The organism is Sphaerisporangium fuscum (genome assembly GCF_018531465.1).
GTDB lineage: Bacteria > Actinomycetota > Actinomycetes > Streptosporangiales > Streptosporangiaceae > Sphaerisporangium > Sphaerisporangium fuscum.
Map to the genome: position 1 here is coordinate 90,881 of NZ_JAHDTF010000017.1, position 14,868 is coordinate 105,748.

General features: G+C 71.3%; 14 protein-coding genes. 7 read left to right on the top strand and 7 right to left on the bottom strand.

What is annotated here, in order from left to right:
* Positions 1–34: 34 nt before the first annotated feature.
* A complete protein-coding gene (locus tag KIK05_RS21795; protein WP_214412627.1) occupies positions 35–727 on the bottom strand; it encodes a GntR family transcriptional regulator in 693 nt (230 codons plus the stop codon).
* Between the two features lie 143 nt (positions 728–870).
* On the opposite strand from KIK05_RS21795, the gene KIK05_RS21800 reads away from it, so the two are divergent.
* Positions 871–1,404, top strand: a complete 534-nt coding sequence (locus tag KIK05_RS21800; protein ID WP_214412628.1) for a YbhB/YbcL family Raf kinase inhibitor-like protein — start codon at positions 871–873, stop codon at positions 1,402–1,404.
* 67 nt (positions 1,405–1,471) lie between these two features.
* Here the strand turns inward: KIK05_RS21800 and KIK05_RS21805 are convergent, their stop codons facing one another.
* Complete coding sequence (locus KIK05_RS21805) at positions 1,472–2,203, bottom strand: GbsR/MarR family transcriptional regulator (RefSeq protein ID WP_214412629.1); 732 nt, start codon at positions 2,201–2,203, stop codon at positions 1,472–1,474.
* A 356-nt stretch (positions 2,204–2,559) separates the two neighbouring features.
* Between KIK05_RS21805 and KIK05_RS21810 the strand changes: the two genes are divergently transcribed.
* From KIK05_RS21810 to KIK05_RS21830, 5 genes are all read left to right on the top strand, one after another.
* Positions 2,560–3,789: a serine hydrolase domain-containing protein gene (locus tag KIK05_RS21810; protein ID WP_372455605.1), complete on the top strand. Its 1,230-nt coding sequence runs from the start codon at positions 2,560–2,562 to the stop codon at positions 3,787–3,789.
* A gap of 145 nt (positions 3,790–3,934) precedes the next feature.
* Complete coding sequence (locus KIK05_RS21815; protein WP_214412631.1) at positions 3,935–4,396, top strand: DUF6113 family protein; 462 nt, start codon at positions 3,935–3,937, stop codon at positions 4,394–4,396.
* A 10-nt stretch (positions 4,397–4,406) separates the two neighbouring features.
* Positions 4,407–4,913, top strand: coding sequence for a flavin reductase family protein (locus tag KIK05_RS21820; RefSeq protein WP_214412632.1), 507 nt, complete (start codon positions 4,407–4,409; stop codon positions 4,911–4,913).
* A gap of 44 nt (positions 4,914–4,957) precedes the next feature.
* Positions 4,958–5,383 (top strand): hypothetical protein, encoded by a 426-nt coding sequence (locus KIK05_RS21825; protein ID WP_214412633.1) that lies wholly within the window; start codon positions 4,958–4,960, stop codon positions 5,381–5,383.
* Positions 5,384–5,588: 205 nt separating this feature from the next.
* Positions 5,589–6,584, top strand: a complete 996-nt coding sequence (locus tag KIK05_RS21830; RefSeq protein ID WP_214412634.1) for an MBL fold metallo-hydrolase — start codon at positions 5,589–5,591, stop codon at positions 6,582–6,584.
* Here KIK05_RS21830 and KIK05_RS21835 read toward each other — a convergent pair.
* Together KIK05_RS21835 and KIK05_RS21840 are read right to left on the bottom strand one after the other, a co-directional pair.
* Positions 6,574–7,809, bottom strand: a complete 1,236-nt coding sequence (locus KIK05_RS21835) for a methyltransferase (protein ID WP_250563234.1) — start codon at positions 7,807–7,809, stop codon at positions 6,574–6,576. The two genes, KIK05_RS21830 and KIK05_RS21835, sit on opposite strands and share 11 nt — an antisense overlap.
* 5 nt (positions 7,810–7,814) lie before the next feature.
* Positions 7,815–8,705, bottom strand: a complete 891-nt coding sequence (locus KIK05_RS21840; protein ID WP_214412636.1) for a hypothetical protein — start codon at positions 8,703–8,705, stop codon at positions 7,815–7,817.
* A gap of 79 nt (positions 8,706–8,784) precedes the next feature.
* Here KIK05_RS21840 and KIK05_RS21845 point away from each other — a divergent pair, with 79 nt between their 5' ends.
* The gene (locus KIK05_RS21845; RefSeq protein ID WP_214412637.1) at positions 8,785–9,411 is read left to right on the top strand and encodes a TetR/AcrR family transcriptional regulator; all 627 of its coding nucleotides are present in this window, start codon (positions 8,785–8,787) and stop codon (positions 9,409–9,411) included.
* Between the two features lie 4 nt (positions 9,412–9,415).
* Here the strand turns inward: KIK05_RS21845 and cysS are convergent, their stop codons facing one another.
* From cysS to KIK05_RS21860, 3 genes are all read right to left on the bottom strand, one after another.
* On the bottom strand, positions 9,416–10,804 hold the full coding sequence (gene cysS / locus KIK05_RS21850) for a cysteine--tRNA ligase (RefSeq protein ID WP_214412638.1): 1,389 nt from the start codon (positions 10,802–10,804) through the stop codon (positions 9,416–9,418).
* Between the two features lie 53 nt (positions 10,805–10,857).
* The gene (locus tag KIK05_RS21855) at positions 10,858–12,717 is read right to left on the bottom strand and encodes a sigma factor-like helix-turn-helix DNA-binding protein (protein ID WP_214412639.1); all 1,860 of its coding nucleotides are present in this window, start codon (positions 12,715–12,717) and stop codon (positions 10,858–10,860) included.
* 71 nt (positions 12,718–12,788) lie between these two features.
* Complete coding sequence (locus KIK05_RS21860) at positions 12,789–14,858, bottom strand: UvrD-helicase domain-containing protein (protein WP_214412640.1); 2,070 nt, start codon at positions 14,856–14,858, stop codon at positions 12,789–12,791.
* Positions 14,859–14,868 lie beyond the last annotated feature (10 nt).

A 14,868-nucleotide genomic window follows, 5' to 3' on the forward strand; every position in this document is an offset into this window, starting at 1 on the left:
GACTGAACGGCCCCGGGCCGGGTCGGCGAGGCTGTCAGGCCTGCTTCACGGGGTTCTGGTTGAGTGCGGCCGCGGTCTGGGCGAGGTGCCGGGTCAGTACCTCGGCCGCGGTGTCGGCGTCGCGGGCCAGCGCCGCCTCTTCCAGCCTGCGGTGTTCGCTGATGCCGTCCCGCTCGGGAGTGCGGCGCGCCGACCAGCGGCGGGCCAGCTCGCTGGCGGTCCACAACCGGTCGAAGGTCTCCAGCAGGACGGGGTTGCCGCACCCCTCCAGGAGCGTCCGGTGGAAGACCCGGTGGGCTTTGGACCAGGCTTCGCTGTAGTGCTCGCCATCTTCCGGCGTGTACGGCGGGGTACGGGCCAGACGGTGGTGGGCGGCGCGTACGCGGGCCTCCCAGTCGACGTCGCCGCGCTCGATGGACATGCGCAGCACGACCGGTTCGATGGTCCGGCGCGCCTCGGCGATCTCCTGCCAGCGACGGTCGGAGAAGGACGGGACGGCGAAGCCTCGGTTGGGCAGCCGGTCGGCCAGACCCTCGCCGACCACCCGTACGAGCGCCTCGCGCACCACGGCCAGGCTCACGCCCTGTTCCTTGGCGAGCTCCTGCGGTTTGAGGGCGTCTCCGGGGGCGTACTTCCCACGCATGATCGCGTCCCGCAGGTGGGCGTAGACCTGCTCGGAGAGCATCTGCTTGCCCGGCGAGGTCGAGGTGTGGTCCGTCTGGGTCATGTCCACAGTCTAGATGATCCCGTAGAAAATCGATTATTCGTGCTATCGTCGATTTCGAGTGATGACGGGCGATGGCGATGCCTCCCTGCGTGCCGTCTGCCGCGTCACCGCCACCCACGGCACGACCCGAAAGGAACGCCGCGATGAGCGCGAATGACCCCTTTGCCCGCCTTCCCGAGGTGGCCTCCTTCTCCGTCACCAGCACCACCATCAGCGACGGCGCCGCCTGGGCGCCCGAGCAGTTCTCCTCCGGCGTGCCCGGCGGCAAGGACGTCTCCCCGCAGTTGTCCTGGAGCGGCGCCCCGGAAGGCACCAAGAGCTACGCCGTCACCGTCTACGACCCCGACGCGCCCACCGGGTCCGGGTTCTGGCACTGGGCGGTGGCCGACATCCCCGCCACCGTCACCGAACTGCCCGAAGGCGCCGGCGACGACACCGGATCAGGCCTGCCCGAGGGCGCCTTCCAGCTGCCCAACGACGCCCGCGCCGCCCGCTACATCGGCGCCGCCCCGCCGCCCGGGCACGGCCCGCACCGCTACTTCGTCGTGGTGCACGCCCTCGACGTCGAGTCCATCGGCGTTCCGGCCGACGCCACGCCGGCCCTTCTCGGCTTCACCATGACCGGTCACACCCTCGGTCGCGCCGTCCTCACCGCCACCGCCGAAACCCCCGCCTGACCACCAGGAACGGCCCTCTACCGCGACCGCGGTAGAGGGCCGTTCTCATTGCCGCCAGCCGGCGATGTCACCGTCTCGTGTGGTCGGCGTTCCGGGTGGCCTGGTTCTGCTGCCACTGCTCCATGACCTGCCGGAGGGCCTGGCTCATGAGGAGAAGGAGTTCGGCGGAGGACCGGAAGCGGGCGCCGGCCGGGGTCGTGGGCCCGAGGATCTCGGCTCCGCGTTGTGACGCGGCCGCCAGGGCGTCGTTCATCTGCAGGGACGCCAGCATGGACCGGAGCCAGATCTCGTCGTCGGCGATGTAGCGTTCGCGTCGTGCGCCGGGGACGCGTTCGCGGCTGAGCATTCCCTGCTGTTCGAGGAAGGCGACGGCGTGCGAGATCGACGCCGGGCTGACGCGAAGCCGCTGGACCAGGTCGGCGGCGGTGAGGGCGCCGGAGTCGGTGGTGTAGAGGCAGGCGAGCAGCCTGGCCTCCATGCGGGGCAGACCTTGTTGGATGAGGAGGTCGGTGAAGGACTCGGTGAAGTCCTTGACCGCTTGGGGGTCGCGCCCGTGCCCGGTGTCGGGGATCGGAGGGGCGGGAGGCCGGGCCTGCTTGTGGCGGCGCGCACGGTGTCGTGTGGCCTGCTGCGCCCGGTCGGCTTGGTAGTCGTCGGGTCCGCCGTTGCGGGTGACCTCGCGCATGATGGTCGAAGCGGGCCGCTCCAGGCGCCGGCCGATCTCCGCGTATCCGAGTCCCTCGGCCAGTCCCGCGGCGATGTGCCGGCGGTCCTCGTCGGTGAGTCTGCCTCCGGGCATCGGTGCTGGTCTCCTGTCGGTCGACGCGCGGGGCTCCGAACCGGCGCACCCGCTCCACAGTATGCATTCGCCCGTAGCTCATTGCAATCGACGGCCTTGATCACCTATTGCGTTCAGCATCAATGTCATTGCAATGCGGAGCATGCCTAGCCGATAGTACAGGGAAAACGTCCCCAGTTTGCTTGTTGACTGATTTATGAACGCAATGTAGTGTCGCAGACGTTCAGAGATTCCCGAACGTCGATGGGAAGCCGGCCGGGCATTCCGCCAGGCTCGGCTCCCGGCCCGCCCAGGCCACGAGCGCCTCACCGGGACGGGTCTCGCAAGATCGAACACCGCATGCAAGGAGATTCATGATGGGAAACGGCAACAGCGGCTTTTCTGAAGCAGGGCTGCGCAGGTTGCGTGAGGTGCTGGCGCGGCATGTCGAGTCGGGGAAGATCCCTGGGCTCGTCGCCCTGTTCAGCCGGGGGGAGGAGACACACGTCGAGGCGCTCGGGACGATGCGTCATGACGGCGGTGCGCCGATGCGCCGGGACACGATCTTCCGGATGGCCTCCACCTCCAAGCCGGTCACGGTCGCGGCGGCGATGGTCCTGCTGGATGAGTGCCGGGTGCGGCTGGACGACCTGGTGCAGCAGTGGCTGCCGGAACTGGCCGACCGGCAGGTGCTCAAGCGGATCGACGGCCCGTTGGACGACACCGTGCCGGCGCGGCGGCCGATCACCGTACGGGACCTGCTGACCTCCACGTTCGGGCTCGGCCTGGATTTCACGTCGCTGGGCACTCCGATCATGAACGCGGTCTTCGAGCAGGGGCTCACGCCGAATCTGCCCACGCCGGTGCCCGAGCCGGACGAGTGGATGCGCCGCCTTGGCGCGCTTCCGCTGATGCACCAGCCGGGAGAGCGCTGGCAGTACCACATCAGCAATGATCTGCTCGGCGTGCTGGTCGCCAGGGTCACCGGCCAGTCGTTCGAGACGTTCCTGCGCGAACGCATCTTCGACCCGCTGGGGATGAAGGACACCGGCTTCCACGTGCCCGCCGACAAGATCGACCGGCTGCCGACCCTCTACGCCCCCGACCCGCAGACCGGAGAGTTCCACGTGTGGGACGAGGCCGAGGAAGGCCGGTGGAGCAGGCCTCCGGCGTTCCAGGGCGGCGGCGGCGGGCTGGTCTCCACCGCAGACGACTACCACGCCTACTTCCGGATGCTGCTCAACCATGGCAAGCACGGCAGCGAACGGATCCTGTCCCGGCCCGCCGTCGAGCTGATGACCACCAACAGCCTCACCCCCGAGCAGAACGCCGCCCGGAACGCCCTGGCCCGCGACAGCGTGCACATCTCGTTCGGCCAGGGGCAGCACGGTGGCTGGGGTTTCGGGATGGCGGTGCGCACCTACCGCGGCGACTACGCCCCCATCGGCCAGTTCGGCTGGGACGGCGGAAGCGGCTCGGCGACCTACGCCGACCCGGTCAACCAGATCACCGGCATCCTGCTCACCCAGGTCGGGGCGTCCACCCCGGATTCGATGCGGGTCATCCACGACTTCTGGACCACCCTCTACCAGGCCGTCGACGACTGACGTCAAGTTCGCCTCCCCCTGCGTCAAGGTCCGCCTCAGTGGACAGCCTTGTGGCCGTATTGGCACTGATTGGGCGATATGTGATCAGAGGGGGGCGGGTGGCCGTGCGGGGTGTCCCCCAGGGGATCGGCTAGCCTTGCGAACCATGGAGGAAGAGCAGGTCGAGGCCGTAACTCGCCAAGGTGCCGAGGCCGTGGTGACCGGCGCTGCCTACGGTGTGCTCTTCGTCCTCGGGGTCGCGTACGGCGTGGTGTCCGGCCTCGAACATTCCTGGCCTCTGGGCGATTACGTGCCGCCCATCCCGATCGTCCTGTCCGCCGTGCTGTTCGGTCTGCTGTACGGCGCCGGCAGGCTCATGGGCAGCAAGCTCGGCGCGTTCGTCCCGGGTCTCGGGTGGATGCTGGTCGCGATGATGTTCTCGATGAAGCGTCCCGAAGGCGATCTCGTCGTGGCGGCCGACGCCCCCGGTTACTGGTATCTCGGGGGCGGGGCCCTGGCGCTGGTGGCCGCCGTCCTGCTCATTCCGTCCACGAGTTCCTGGTTGGTGCACCAAGGACCGCCCGGTAAGGACCGCCCGATGAACATCTCGGGTGGTATGTCCGCATAAGCTGGCCCGCGTGCACCAAAGATCCGGCCACAGTGAGGTAGATCAGGCGGTCTTCCGTAAGGTGGCGGGCCGTTTCGCGACGGGTATCGCCATCGTGACGACGGTGGCCGGCGGCGTCGACCACGCCATGACGGTCAACTCCTTCGCCTCGGTCTCCCTGGACCCACTGCTGGTGCTGGTGTGCGTCGAGAAGATCGCGAGGTTCCACGACGCGGTGCTGGAGGCTGGGGTCTGGGGCGTCTCGGTGCTCGGCGACGACGGCGAGGAGGCCTCCCGGGCCTTCGCCACGCGCGGGCGCACCCTCGAAGGGCAGCTCGACCGCTGGTCACACCGCCGCGGCACCCTCGGCCACGCGCTGTTCGACACCGCCATCGCGACGCTCGAATGCCGCACGGTCAACGTCTACGACGGCGGAGACCATTCGGTCATCCTCGGCGAGGTCGTCTCGGCCGACATACCGAACGACGGTCCCCCGCTGATCTACCACGAGGGCCGCTACCGCCACCTGGCACCCTGACCGGCCGCTACCGCCGCCCGGCGGCGTTCGGTCACAATCGAGGCATGCGGCGGCGGCACCGGGTCAGGCAGGTGCTCAACTACGTCAACCTGTCGACGCCGCTCGGCCTGCTCATCGCGGTCGCCGGCCGGGCGCGGGTCCGGCGCGGCGAGCAGGGCCTGCTGTACGCCCACGGGTACCGCATCCGCTTCCCGGTCGCCGGGGCCTTCACCGTCGGGAACGTCGTGCTGACCGCCCACGACGAGGGCTACCTCACCGGGGCCCTGCTGAGGCACGAGGACCGGCACGCCACCCAGTACGCCTTCTGCATAGGCCTGCCCATGCTGGTCCTTTACGTCCTGGCGGTCGTGGTGTCGTTCGCGGTGTGCGGGCACCCCGCCTCGTGGAACGTCTTCGAGCGGCTCGCCGACCTGGAGGACGGCGGCTATCCCCGGCATCCCTCCCGCTGGGGCAGGCGAGGCCTGGAGTAGGACGCCCCAGTGGGTACCCCTCCCTGTAACGAAGTGCACCCTGGAAAAAGACGAGCACTGACCGGGCATCTACGGAGGAAGTGACAGATACCTCCCACGGGTGAGGCATGTTTTTCGCTCACGGGGGAGCAAGAGAAGCAGAGTGGCGATCGATCCCCATGTGGAACAACCCGCCCCCCAATCGGAGACGAAACAGGAGGGTCACATGTCGCAAACCGTCAGCCCTGAGATATCCCCCACCTCGCCTGAGACGCCTCCGACCGCTCCGCCCCGACGGCGACACTGGCCGTCCAACTTCAAGGATCGTCTGACCTGCCCGCTGCCCGACTTCCGGGAGATCGTGAGCGTCACCTGGCACGGCGGCCTGCGTCCCGACATCGGCGACGTCGACCAGATCCCGGTGCTGCGGGCCGGACTTCCCCCGGTGACCTCGAAGGAGACCGGCGTCACCTGGGTGGGGCACGCGACGTACGTGCTGCGCATCGGCGGCCTGACGGTGCTGACGGACCCGGTCTGGTCTCGCAAGATCCCCGGGGTGCGGCAGCGGCTGACCCCGCCCGGAGTGGCGTGGACCGACCTTCCCCCCGTGGACGCCGTGGTGATCAGTCACAACCACTACGACCATCTTGACGCGCCGACCATTCGCCGCCTGCCGAAGCACACGCCGTTCTTCGTGCCCGCCAACCTCGGGAAGTGGTTCACCCGCCGCGGGTTCACCAACGTCACCGAGCTCGACTGGTGGGAGAGCGCCCGCATCGGCGAGGTGACCTTCGACTTCGTGCCCGCCCACCACTGGAGCCGCCGGACGCTCTTCGACACCTGCAGGTCCCTGTGGGGCGGCTGGGTGCTCACCTCACCCCACCAGCGCGTCTACTTCGCCGGCGACACCGCCTACGGGGAGCGCTTCAAGCTCATCGGGGACCGCTACCCGGGCATCGACCTCGCGCTGATGCCCGTGGGGGCGTACGACCCGCGCTGGTTCATGCACGTCACGCACGTGGACCCCGCCGAGGCCGTCCAGGCCTGCCTCGACGTGGGCGCCCGGCGGATGGCGACCATGCACTGGGGGACGTTCGTGCTGTCGGGCGAGCCGCTGATGGCCCCCGTCCAGGAGGCCCGCGCCGCCTGGATCGCCGCCGGCCGCGACCGTGCCGACCTGTGGGACCTGGCCGTCGGGGAGTCCCGCGTCCTCACGACCTGACCCCCTCCGGCAGCACCCGCGGCCCGGCCCCGAGGGCGTCCAGACACAGCTGGACGAACCACCGCACGCCGGGCAGCAGGAGCAGCCAGCCGACCAGCGCCCAGCCGAGGTGGATATGGGTCAGCGCCTGGGCCAGCGCGGCCACCCCCTCGGCCCGGACGCCGTCGTCGCGTTCGTAGGTGACGCGCCGCAACCCTCGCGGGTGGGTCTCGGCGGGCACCACGCGCAGCGCCACCGGGGCGCGCCGGACGATCCACGCTCCCACCTGCGAACACTGCCCGCAGGACGCGGCGACGTAGATCGACGCGGGTGGCATGGCGGCGGGTCGCGGACGCGGCAGCCACGCGCGTACCTCGCGCCGGTACGCCCGCCACGCGGCGCCGTGCCGCCGTTCGAGTTGCTCGCCCTCGTGCCAGGCCGCGAGCCCCGCCCCGTAGGCGAAGGCGACCGCGGCCGCCGCGAGGAAGGCGACGTCCAGCGTGGCCAGGACGAGGTAGCCGGCCGTCATGGACACCTGCATGGGGTTGCGCACGTAGGCGTACGGGCCACCGGTCACCAGCCGGACCGGCGGGTCGTACGGCAGCGGCGTGCCGCCTCCCGCGACGGCGAACTCCCGCACGGCGGCCAGCCCGAGCACCGTCGGCACCGCCAGCGCTTGCGCCGAAAGGGCGAGCACCCAGGTGGGATGCCGCCAGACGCCCGTGAGGGCGATCGGGAGCGCCAGGCCGAGCCCGCTCGCCAAGGCGACCTGGAAGGTGGCCCTGGCGGCCGGCCGGCGCCGCTCCTCGGTCCACCGCGCGAGCAGCAGACCCGGCACCAGGCCGAGGACGATCGCCGCCGCCTCCCCGGTGAGCCATCGCGGCCCGAGTACGACGACGGGCCCGGCGAGCGGCATGAGGGCCAGGTCGAGCCAGGCGAGCAGGGCGGCGGTGAGCACGATGGGCGCCCGCGGGGCGGCGAGTGCGGGGACCGCGCCCCACAGCAGCGCCCATCCGAGCAGCAGATCGGCCGGCACGCCGCCGACGACGGCCCCTTCGGCGTGGAACCCCCACCAGCCTGTTCCCAGGGCGACGGCGTTGACCGCGCAGAGGGTCAGCAGGTTCCAGGCGGTGGCGAGGATGGCGGCGGCGACACGGGATTCGCCGGGAGGCCGCACGCGGGCCGCCACCAGCAGCACGGCCACCGGCCCCATGATCGCCACCGCCCGGATGACGGCCGGGCTCATCGCGTTCACCGGGTGAACGTCTCCGCGAGGTACGCCGCGGCCTGCTCGCCGACCAGGCGCTGCACGGGGCCGAAGTACCAGGCGGGGTCGAAGGTCCTGTTGTAGCGCAGGGCGACGGTGAGCCGGCCGCCGGTCCAGGTGAACTCGGCCTCGCGCAGGTCGAGCCAGCGCGCCAGCGTGGTGTCCCGCACGACCCGGAACACCACCCGCCCGGGCGAGCTGCCGACCACGCGCAGAGTCATCGAGCGGGGCTCGGGCCTGGCGCCGATGCCGAGGGAACGGCGCGGGGTGAAGGTGATCTCGCGGATCGCGCCCACCTGGAGGCCTTCGCCGCGTGACACGAGCGGCCGGGGGAATCCCATGCGCAGGAGCGGTGAGGTGAACGGGGCGAACGCGGGCGGCGCGCCGAGGGCCCGCGCGACGTCCGCCGTCCCCACCGGGCGGCTCGCGCTGACCTCCTGCCAGCGCGGCAGGGAAGTGGCGTCGGTGGTGCCCTCACTCACGCCGAGCAGCAGCAGCGGTGCGATGATCAGGCTCGCCCGGCGCCGGTGGTCGTACCGGCGGCCCCAGTCGACGGCCAGGCCGACGAACAGGCCGATGAGGTAGAACAGCGGCGCGGCGAAGAGCAGGCAGACGATGCCCTCGCCGAGCAGCGGCCCGGCGAGGGCGAGTCCGATGGTGATCGCCGCCATGATCAGACCGGTGACCGACCGCGGGCGCACGGTCACGGCGACGCTGATGGCGATGACGGCGGGGATTCCCACGTAGAACGCCGCCGTCTGCTCCAAATGCCCTGCTTCCAGCACCTTGTAGGCCAGGATCGCGCCGAACAGGGCGGCGAGGACGCCCACCAGGATTCGCCGTGACCGGTTCCGGTGTCTCTCGTCGGCCTCCATGCCGAGCTCCTTAATCGTACGGTTTAATCAAGTGATTAAACCGTACGATTAGTGAGAGGGCGACGCAAGAGGAGCGGGCATGACGAAGCAGGCCGGCGCGGAGACGCGGGAACGGCTCATCGAGGCGGCGGCGCTCACGCTGCGCACCGAGGGATACGCCGGGACCAGCGCCCGCACGATCGCCAAGGCCGCGGAGGTCAACTCGGCGCTGGTGTTCTACCACTTCGGAGGGGTCGACCAGCTTCTGCTCGCCGCCCTCGACCGCTCGTCCGAGCAGCGGATGGCGGCCTACCAGGCGGCCGCCGGCCGGGCCTCCACGCTGGAGGAGCTCGTGGCGGTGGCGACCGAGATCTACCGGGCCGACATCGAAGGCGGCCACATAACGCTGTTCTCCGAACTGGTGGGCGCCAGCATCGCCCGCCCCGAGCTACGGGAGGAGATCGTCAAGCGGTCCGAGCCGTGGATCGAGTTCGTCGAGCAGACGCTGGAACGGGTCATCGGCGGCTCTCCGCTGGCCAAGCTCCTGCCGCCCCGAGAGCTCGCCTACGCCTCGATCACGTTCTACCTGGGGGTCAACCTCTTCACCCACCTGGACGCCGACCGCTCCCGCACCGAGGCGCTGTTCTCCCTGGCCGAGCGCGTCGCCCCGCGTGCCAAGCTCCTCACCGTCCGGCTTCCCCGTCGCCGTGCGAACGGCGGGGGGTGACGCGTCACGACCAGGTCTGGCCCTGGGGGGTGTCGACGACCTTGACGCCCAGGGCGGCGAGCTCGTCGCGGAGGCGGTCGGAGGCGGGCCAGTCCTTGCTCTCACGGGCCTTGGCGCGGGCGTCCAGGAGCTCGGCCGCGCCCGGCGGGAGCACCGCGACGGCGGGGGGCTTGCCGATGTCGATCGACAGGTCGAGGCCGAGCACGTGGTCGAGGTGCAGGAACGTCTCGAAACGCGAGCCCGGTGCCACCGACTCGTCACGTTCGAGCTCGCGCAGCACGCGCAGCGCGGTGGGCGTGTCGAGGTCGTCGTCGAACGCGGCCTGGGCACGGCCCGCGTAGCCGGGGTCGATCGGCCGGCTGGGCGATTCGGCCCACTCGGCGACGCGCTGCCGCCAGCGGCGCAGGGTGCGGTCGGCGGCGTGCAGGGTGTCCCAGGTGAGGTTCATCTGCTGGCGGTAGCGATGTTCGAGCAGCGCCAGCCGTACGGCGAGCGGGTCGAGCCCGGCCTCCTCGACATCGGACAGCAGCACGACGTTGCCCGTGGACTTGGCCATCTTGCGCCCGTCGAACAGGATGTGCTCGCCGTGCACCCAGTGCCTGACGACGTCGTGGCCGACGGAGGAGTTGGACTGGGCGCGCTCGTCCTCGTGGTGGGGGAAGCGCAGGTCCTTGCCGCCGGTGTGGACGTCGATGTGCTCGCCGAGGAAGCGCTGCGACATGGCCGAGCACTCGATGTGCCAGCCGGGGAAGCCGCGCCCCCAGGGGGCGTCCCAGGTCATCTCGCGGCCGGAGCCCTTCCACAGGGCCCAGTCGGCGTGGAAACGCTTGCGAGGGTCGACCCCTTCGACCCGGTGGCCCGGCTTGAGCGCGTCCAGGCGGTTTCCGGAGATCTCGCCGTAGGAGGGGAAGCTGCGGGCGTCGAAGAACACCGAGCCGTCGTCCACGGCGTAGGCGTGGCCCTTTTCGATCAGCTTGGCGATCAGCTCGATCATCAGGTCGATCGTCTCGGTCGCGCGAGGGGTGTACTCGGGCCTGCGCATGTTGAGGGCCGCGGTGTCGCGGCGGAAGGCGTCCTCGTAGAAGCGGGCGATGTCGACGGCCGAGCGCCCCTCACGGCGCGCCTGCTGGAGCACCTTGTCCTCGCCGGTGGGGTCGATCTCCTCGTCGTCGACCAGATGGCCCACGTCCGTGATGTTCTGACACACCACCGACCGCACCCGGTGCTGCTCCAGGACCCGCCGGATCAGGTCGGCCAGCAGGTACGACCGGAGGTTGCCCACATGCGCGAACCGGTAGACGGTCGGCCCGCAGGTGTACATCCGCAGGACGCCCGCCGTCGACGGGACGATGCTCTCGAGCTGCCTGGACCGGGTGTCATACAGCCGCAACATGCCACGAGCTTAAGCCACGCCCCCGGCCCCTTCAGCTCCGGACACCCGCCGTGTCACGCCACCTCGAGGTCGAGGAAGGCGAGGATGTCGCGGTCGCCGCGCTCGCGCAGGCGGACGAGGACCTCGTCGCGGGAGGCGCCGTCGGGCAGGCCGATGCGGGCGCCGATGAGGCGCAGCGCCTCGGCCTCGGAGGCCACCGGGGCGGTGTACCCGATGAGGTGCAGCGCCATGTTGATCGGCGGGAGCCCGGGGGCGGCCTGCGGAAGGTAGCGGGTGAGCAGCTCGCCGCCGTCCGACACGGTGATGAACAGCGAGTCGCCCTCACCGGCGTTGTAGTCGGCCAGCACCGCCCTGATGGACCCCATCGTCGGCTGGTTGTGCCAGCTGATCACCACGTCGCCCGAGGGGGTTGAGGTGGTGAGCGAGCCGCCGGGCGCCATGCCGAGGTGCGCGGCGAACCCGGTGGGCAGCGGCGACCCCGAGCCCCGCAGGTGCTCGGCGTTGACGTCGACGCGGTGCCACCAGCGTCCGTCGCGGCTGCGGAACGAGCGGCGGGTCATGGAGACGTCGCGCCGCGGCTGGTACGGCTCGGCCTGCTCGGCCGCGGCCACGCGGATCCAGCCCCGCTGCGTGCGCTCGAACCCCGGCCCGCCGGCGTAGGCGCGCACGGAGCTCTCGCTGACCTCGTACCGCGCGGTCAGGTTGTTGACGACCGTGTTCACCGAGGCCTCGCCGCCGGCTCGCTCGATCTCGCGGACGATCATCTCGCGGATGCCGATGTACTCCTCGCCGCCCCAGCGCGTCAGCCCGTACCGGTTGCGGTCGACCCGCAGGAAGCGGTCGTCCGAGGTGAGCTGGTTGCGGATGCCGACGAGGCTGTAGTCCTCGCCGATGCGGGTCTGGATCTCCTCGGGGCTGAGCGGCGCCTCGGCGACCGCCAGCACCGCCTCGGCCTTCTCGTTCACGCTGCGCGGCCAGGGCACGACGTGGCCCTCCAGGATCCGCAGCTGCGGCACCGAGGCCAGCCAGCGCTCGGCGACGTCCTCGCGGATGCCCAGCTGGGCGACCATGGTGACGGCCTCCGCCAGCTTCACCGGCCCGTCGGTGAACAGCTGCCGGGTCTTCTCCTTCAGCTCGTCGGCGCCGCCGGTCACCAGCCAGGCGTCCACCTGCTCGTATCCGGTCAGGAGGGTCCGGATGAACCGCCAGGCAGGCACGCCGAGCGTCGCGAGCTCGGTGCGGTGCCAGGGCACGGCCGCCGCCAGGTCGTCAGCGGGTACGGCCGAGCCGAGCCGCCCGCGCAGCCAGGCGAGGTGGGCGGCGATCGGCGCCTGCTCGGGGGCGGCGAGCCGGGCCTGCACGTGGTCGCGCAGGTCGCGTTCGATCTGCCGGATCCGCTCGCGCGTCACCGAGAAGCGCTGCGCCAGCTCGTCGAGGGTGACCCGGCGCTCGGCGTACACACGGTCGCGGGCGATGGCCCGCTGGCGGTCGTCGAGCGAGGCGAAGATGTCGTCGATCAGCTCGGCGATCGGGCGATCGGGCGTGGCCGGAGGGGCCGGCGCCGCCGTGGAGTCGTGCTCGCCCTGTGTCTCGGAGGCGATCAGCCGCGACAGCACCTCGGCGAACATCGTGTGGACGGCCTCACGCGACTCTGGCGTGCGCAGGCACTTCTCCGGCTCGGTGATCCGCAGCAGGGGCAGGATGTCGCCGATCGCGAGGTGCCCCCAGCAGGCCATGGCGAGGTCGGCGAGCCGTGCCGCCACCTGAGCGGTCCCGACGAGGAGGCAGGCGCGGTCCAGGGGCAGGGCCTGCCACCAGGCGTCGGGGAGTCGGGTGTCGCTCGCGATCGGCTCGACCTGGGCCGGTGCTGTCCAGCGCAGAGGAGGCACGATGTCGCTAAGGCTCAGATTCATCAGGGTCCAACCGGCATGGGGCGTGGGGCGGGGTGAGACGTGGGTCCTATCCGCACGTTCAGGTTATTGGGTCACGGTGGCAGAAAGGGACTTGCGCGCCCGGAATAGGACACATACAGCTGCTCCGCGGCCCGGGTGCAGGCCATGTAGAGCAGGCCGCGCTCCCGTTGCAGATCGTGGGCACGCGCCGTGGGATCTTCGTCCGCCGGGGTGAGCGAGTCGGGCGACGGCACGACCCCGTCGGACACCCCGATGATCGCGACCCGGCGGAACTCCCGGCCCTTCAGCCCGTGCAACGTCGTCACGCGGACGCCCAGCTCGGCCTCGGCGAGCGCCGCCTTGGCGTCCTTGACCAGCTCGCCGGTGCGCGCGGCGACGGCCATGTCGTCGGGGAGGACGCCTTCGCCGGCCCACTCCCTGACCTGCGCCACCAGGCCCGCCAGCTCGGCCTCGTGGCCGGTGTACTCCCGCACGGTGGGACGGCCGCCGGGCAGCGCCGAGCGGAACCCGACCAGCTCGGTGATGCCGTCGACCAGCCCGTCGACCGGCCCGCCGCCCCGCAGCCGCACCGCCCACGTCAGGATCTCCTGCGGCAGCCGGTGGGAGATCGACAGCTGGTGGGTCTCGGCCTTGATGCCCAGCGTGCTGAGCGACACCCGGGTGTCGAAGATGCGCTGGTGGGGGTCGCCCACGACGAACAGGTCGTTCTCGTCGTACGGCACGGCGGCCCGCAGCAGCCGCCACTGCGCGGGGTGGAGGTCCTGCGCCTCGTCGACCAGGATGTGCCGGTACGGCTCGCGTGCCGGCGCGTCGTCGCCGAGCAGGTCTCCCGTCGTGCGCCCCAGCAGTGTGCAGGCCTCGGCGGCGAGCTGGAGCAGGGTGCGCCTGCCGGTGGCGCGCAGCCGTCCGGTCACGTGCTCGATGGCCTTCCAGACGGCCGTGCGCTCGTCGTCGCCGAGCTCGACGCCGCGGCCCGGACGGCGGGCGGCGAGGTACTCCTGGACGGTGCAGAGGTTCTGCGCCAGGATGACCTGCTCCCACTCGCGCAGCAGGAACGCCGGGCTGTGCAGCTCGCCGGAGATCTCCGAGGCCTCCTGCCAGAGCGTGGCGAGGTCGGAGCTGCCGACCAGGAGGGGGGGACGGCCCTCGGCCTCGGCGACGATGCGGTGGGCCAGGCGCTCGACGTTGCCGACCTCGATGCGCCCGCGCACCTCATCGTCGTCGACCAGCAGATCGAGGTTGGCCGCCACGTCGGCCGCCACCGCCTGGGAGAAGGTCACGAGCAGCACCTTCCCGGCGCCCGCGCGGGCGAGGTGGGCGGCGCGGTGCATCGCCACCACCGTCTTGCCCGTGCCCGCCCCGCCGGTGACGAGGACCGGCCCCTCGTAGACGTCGCGGTGGGCGAGGCGGTGCTGGACGGGGAAGAGGAACGTGCACCAGCGGGGCGTGCCGAGGATCCGGTCGAACACGCTGGCATCGGGGACGAACGCCGCCAGGTCGGGAGACCGCTGCAGCGCCGCGTCCAGGTCGGTGACGTCCACAGAGCTCACCGGCACGGCCACCTGCTCGTCGAGCGCCCGCCACGCGTCGGCCGGCGACCCGCCCCGCCCGAGGACGGACAGCGGGACGAACTGGCTGCGCGGGAGCAGCGGTTCGAGCGCGTCCAGGCCCACATCGGTGGTGATCAGCTTGACGAGGGGGAGCAGTTGCGGGTCGATGCCGAGCGCGAGCAGGTCGGCGTCGCTGACGTGCCCGAACAGGCGCCATTCGGTGGAGCCGGCCGACCGGCGCAGCGCGGGCTCGACCAGTTCCAGCGCCTCGGCGTCCCACACCTCCGCGACCCCGATGGCGGTGTTGACGGTGAAGCGGTACCGCTGGGCGTACGACCAGGCCTCGGCGTCGGGCAGGACGGTGAGCATCCAGTACAGCTCGCGCTGCCGCACCACGACCCCGCGATACCCCTCGGCCAGGCGCAGCGTGGCGACCCGGGGGTCGCGGGTGTTGCGCACCCGTTCCGGATGCGGGGCGGACTCGGCGCCGTGCAGGAACCGGCGCATGGCGATCACCGTGTCCCTGCGCGCCGGTGGGGCCAGCGCGCCGATGTCCACGGGCACCTGGGGGGCGATCGCGAGCCGGGGCACTGTGCTCCCG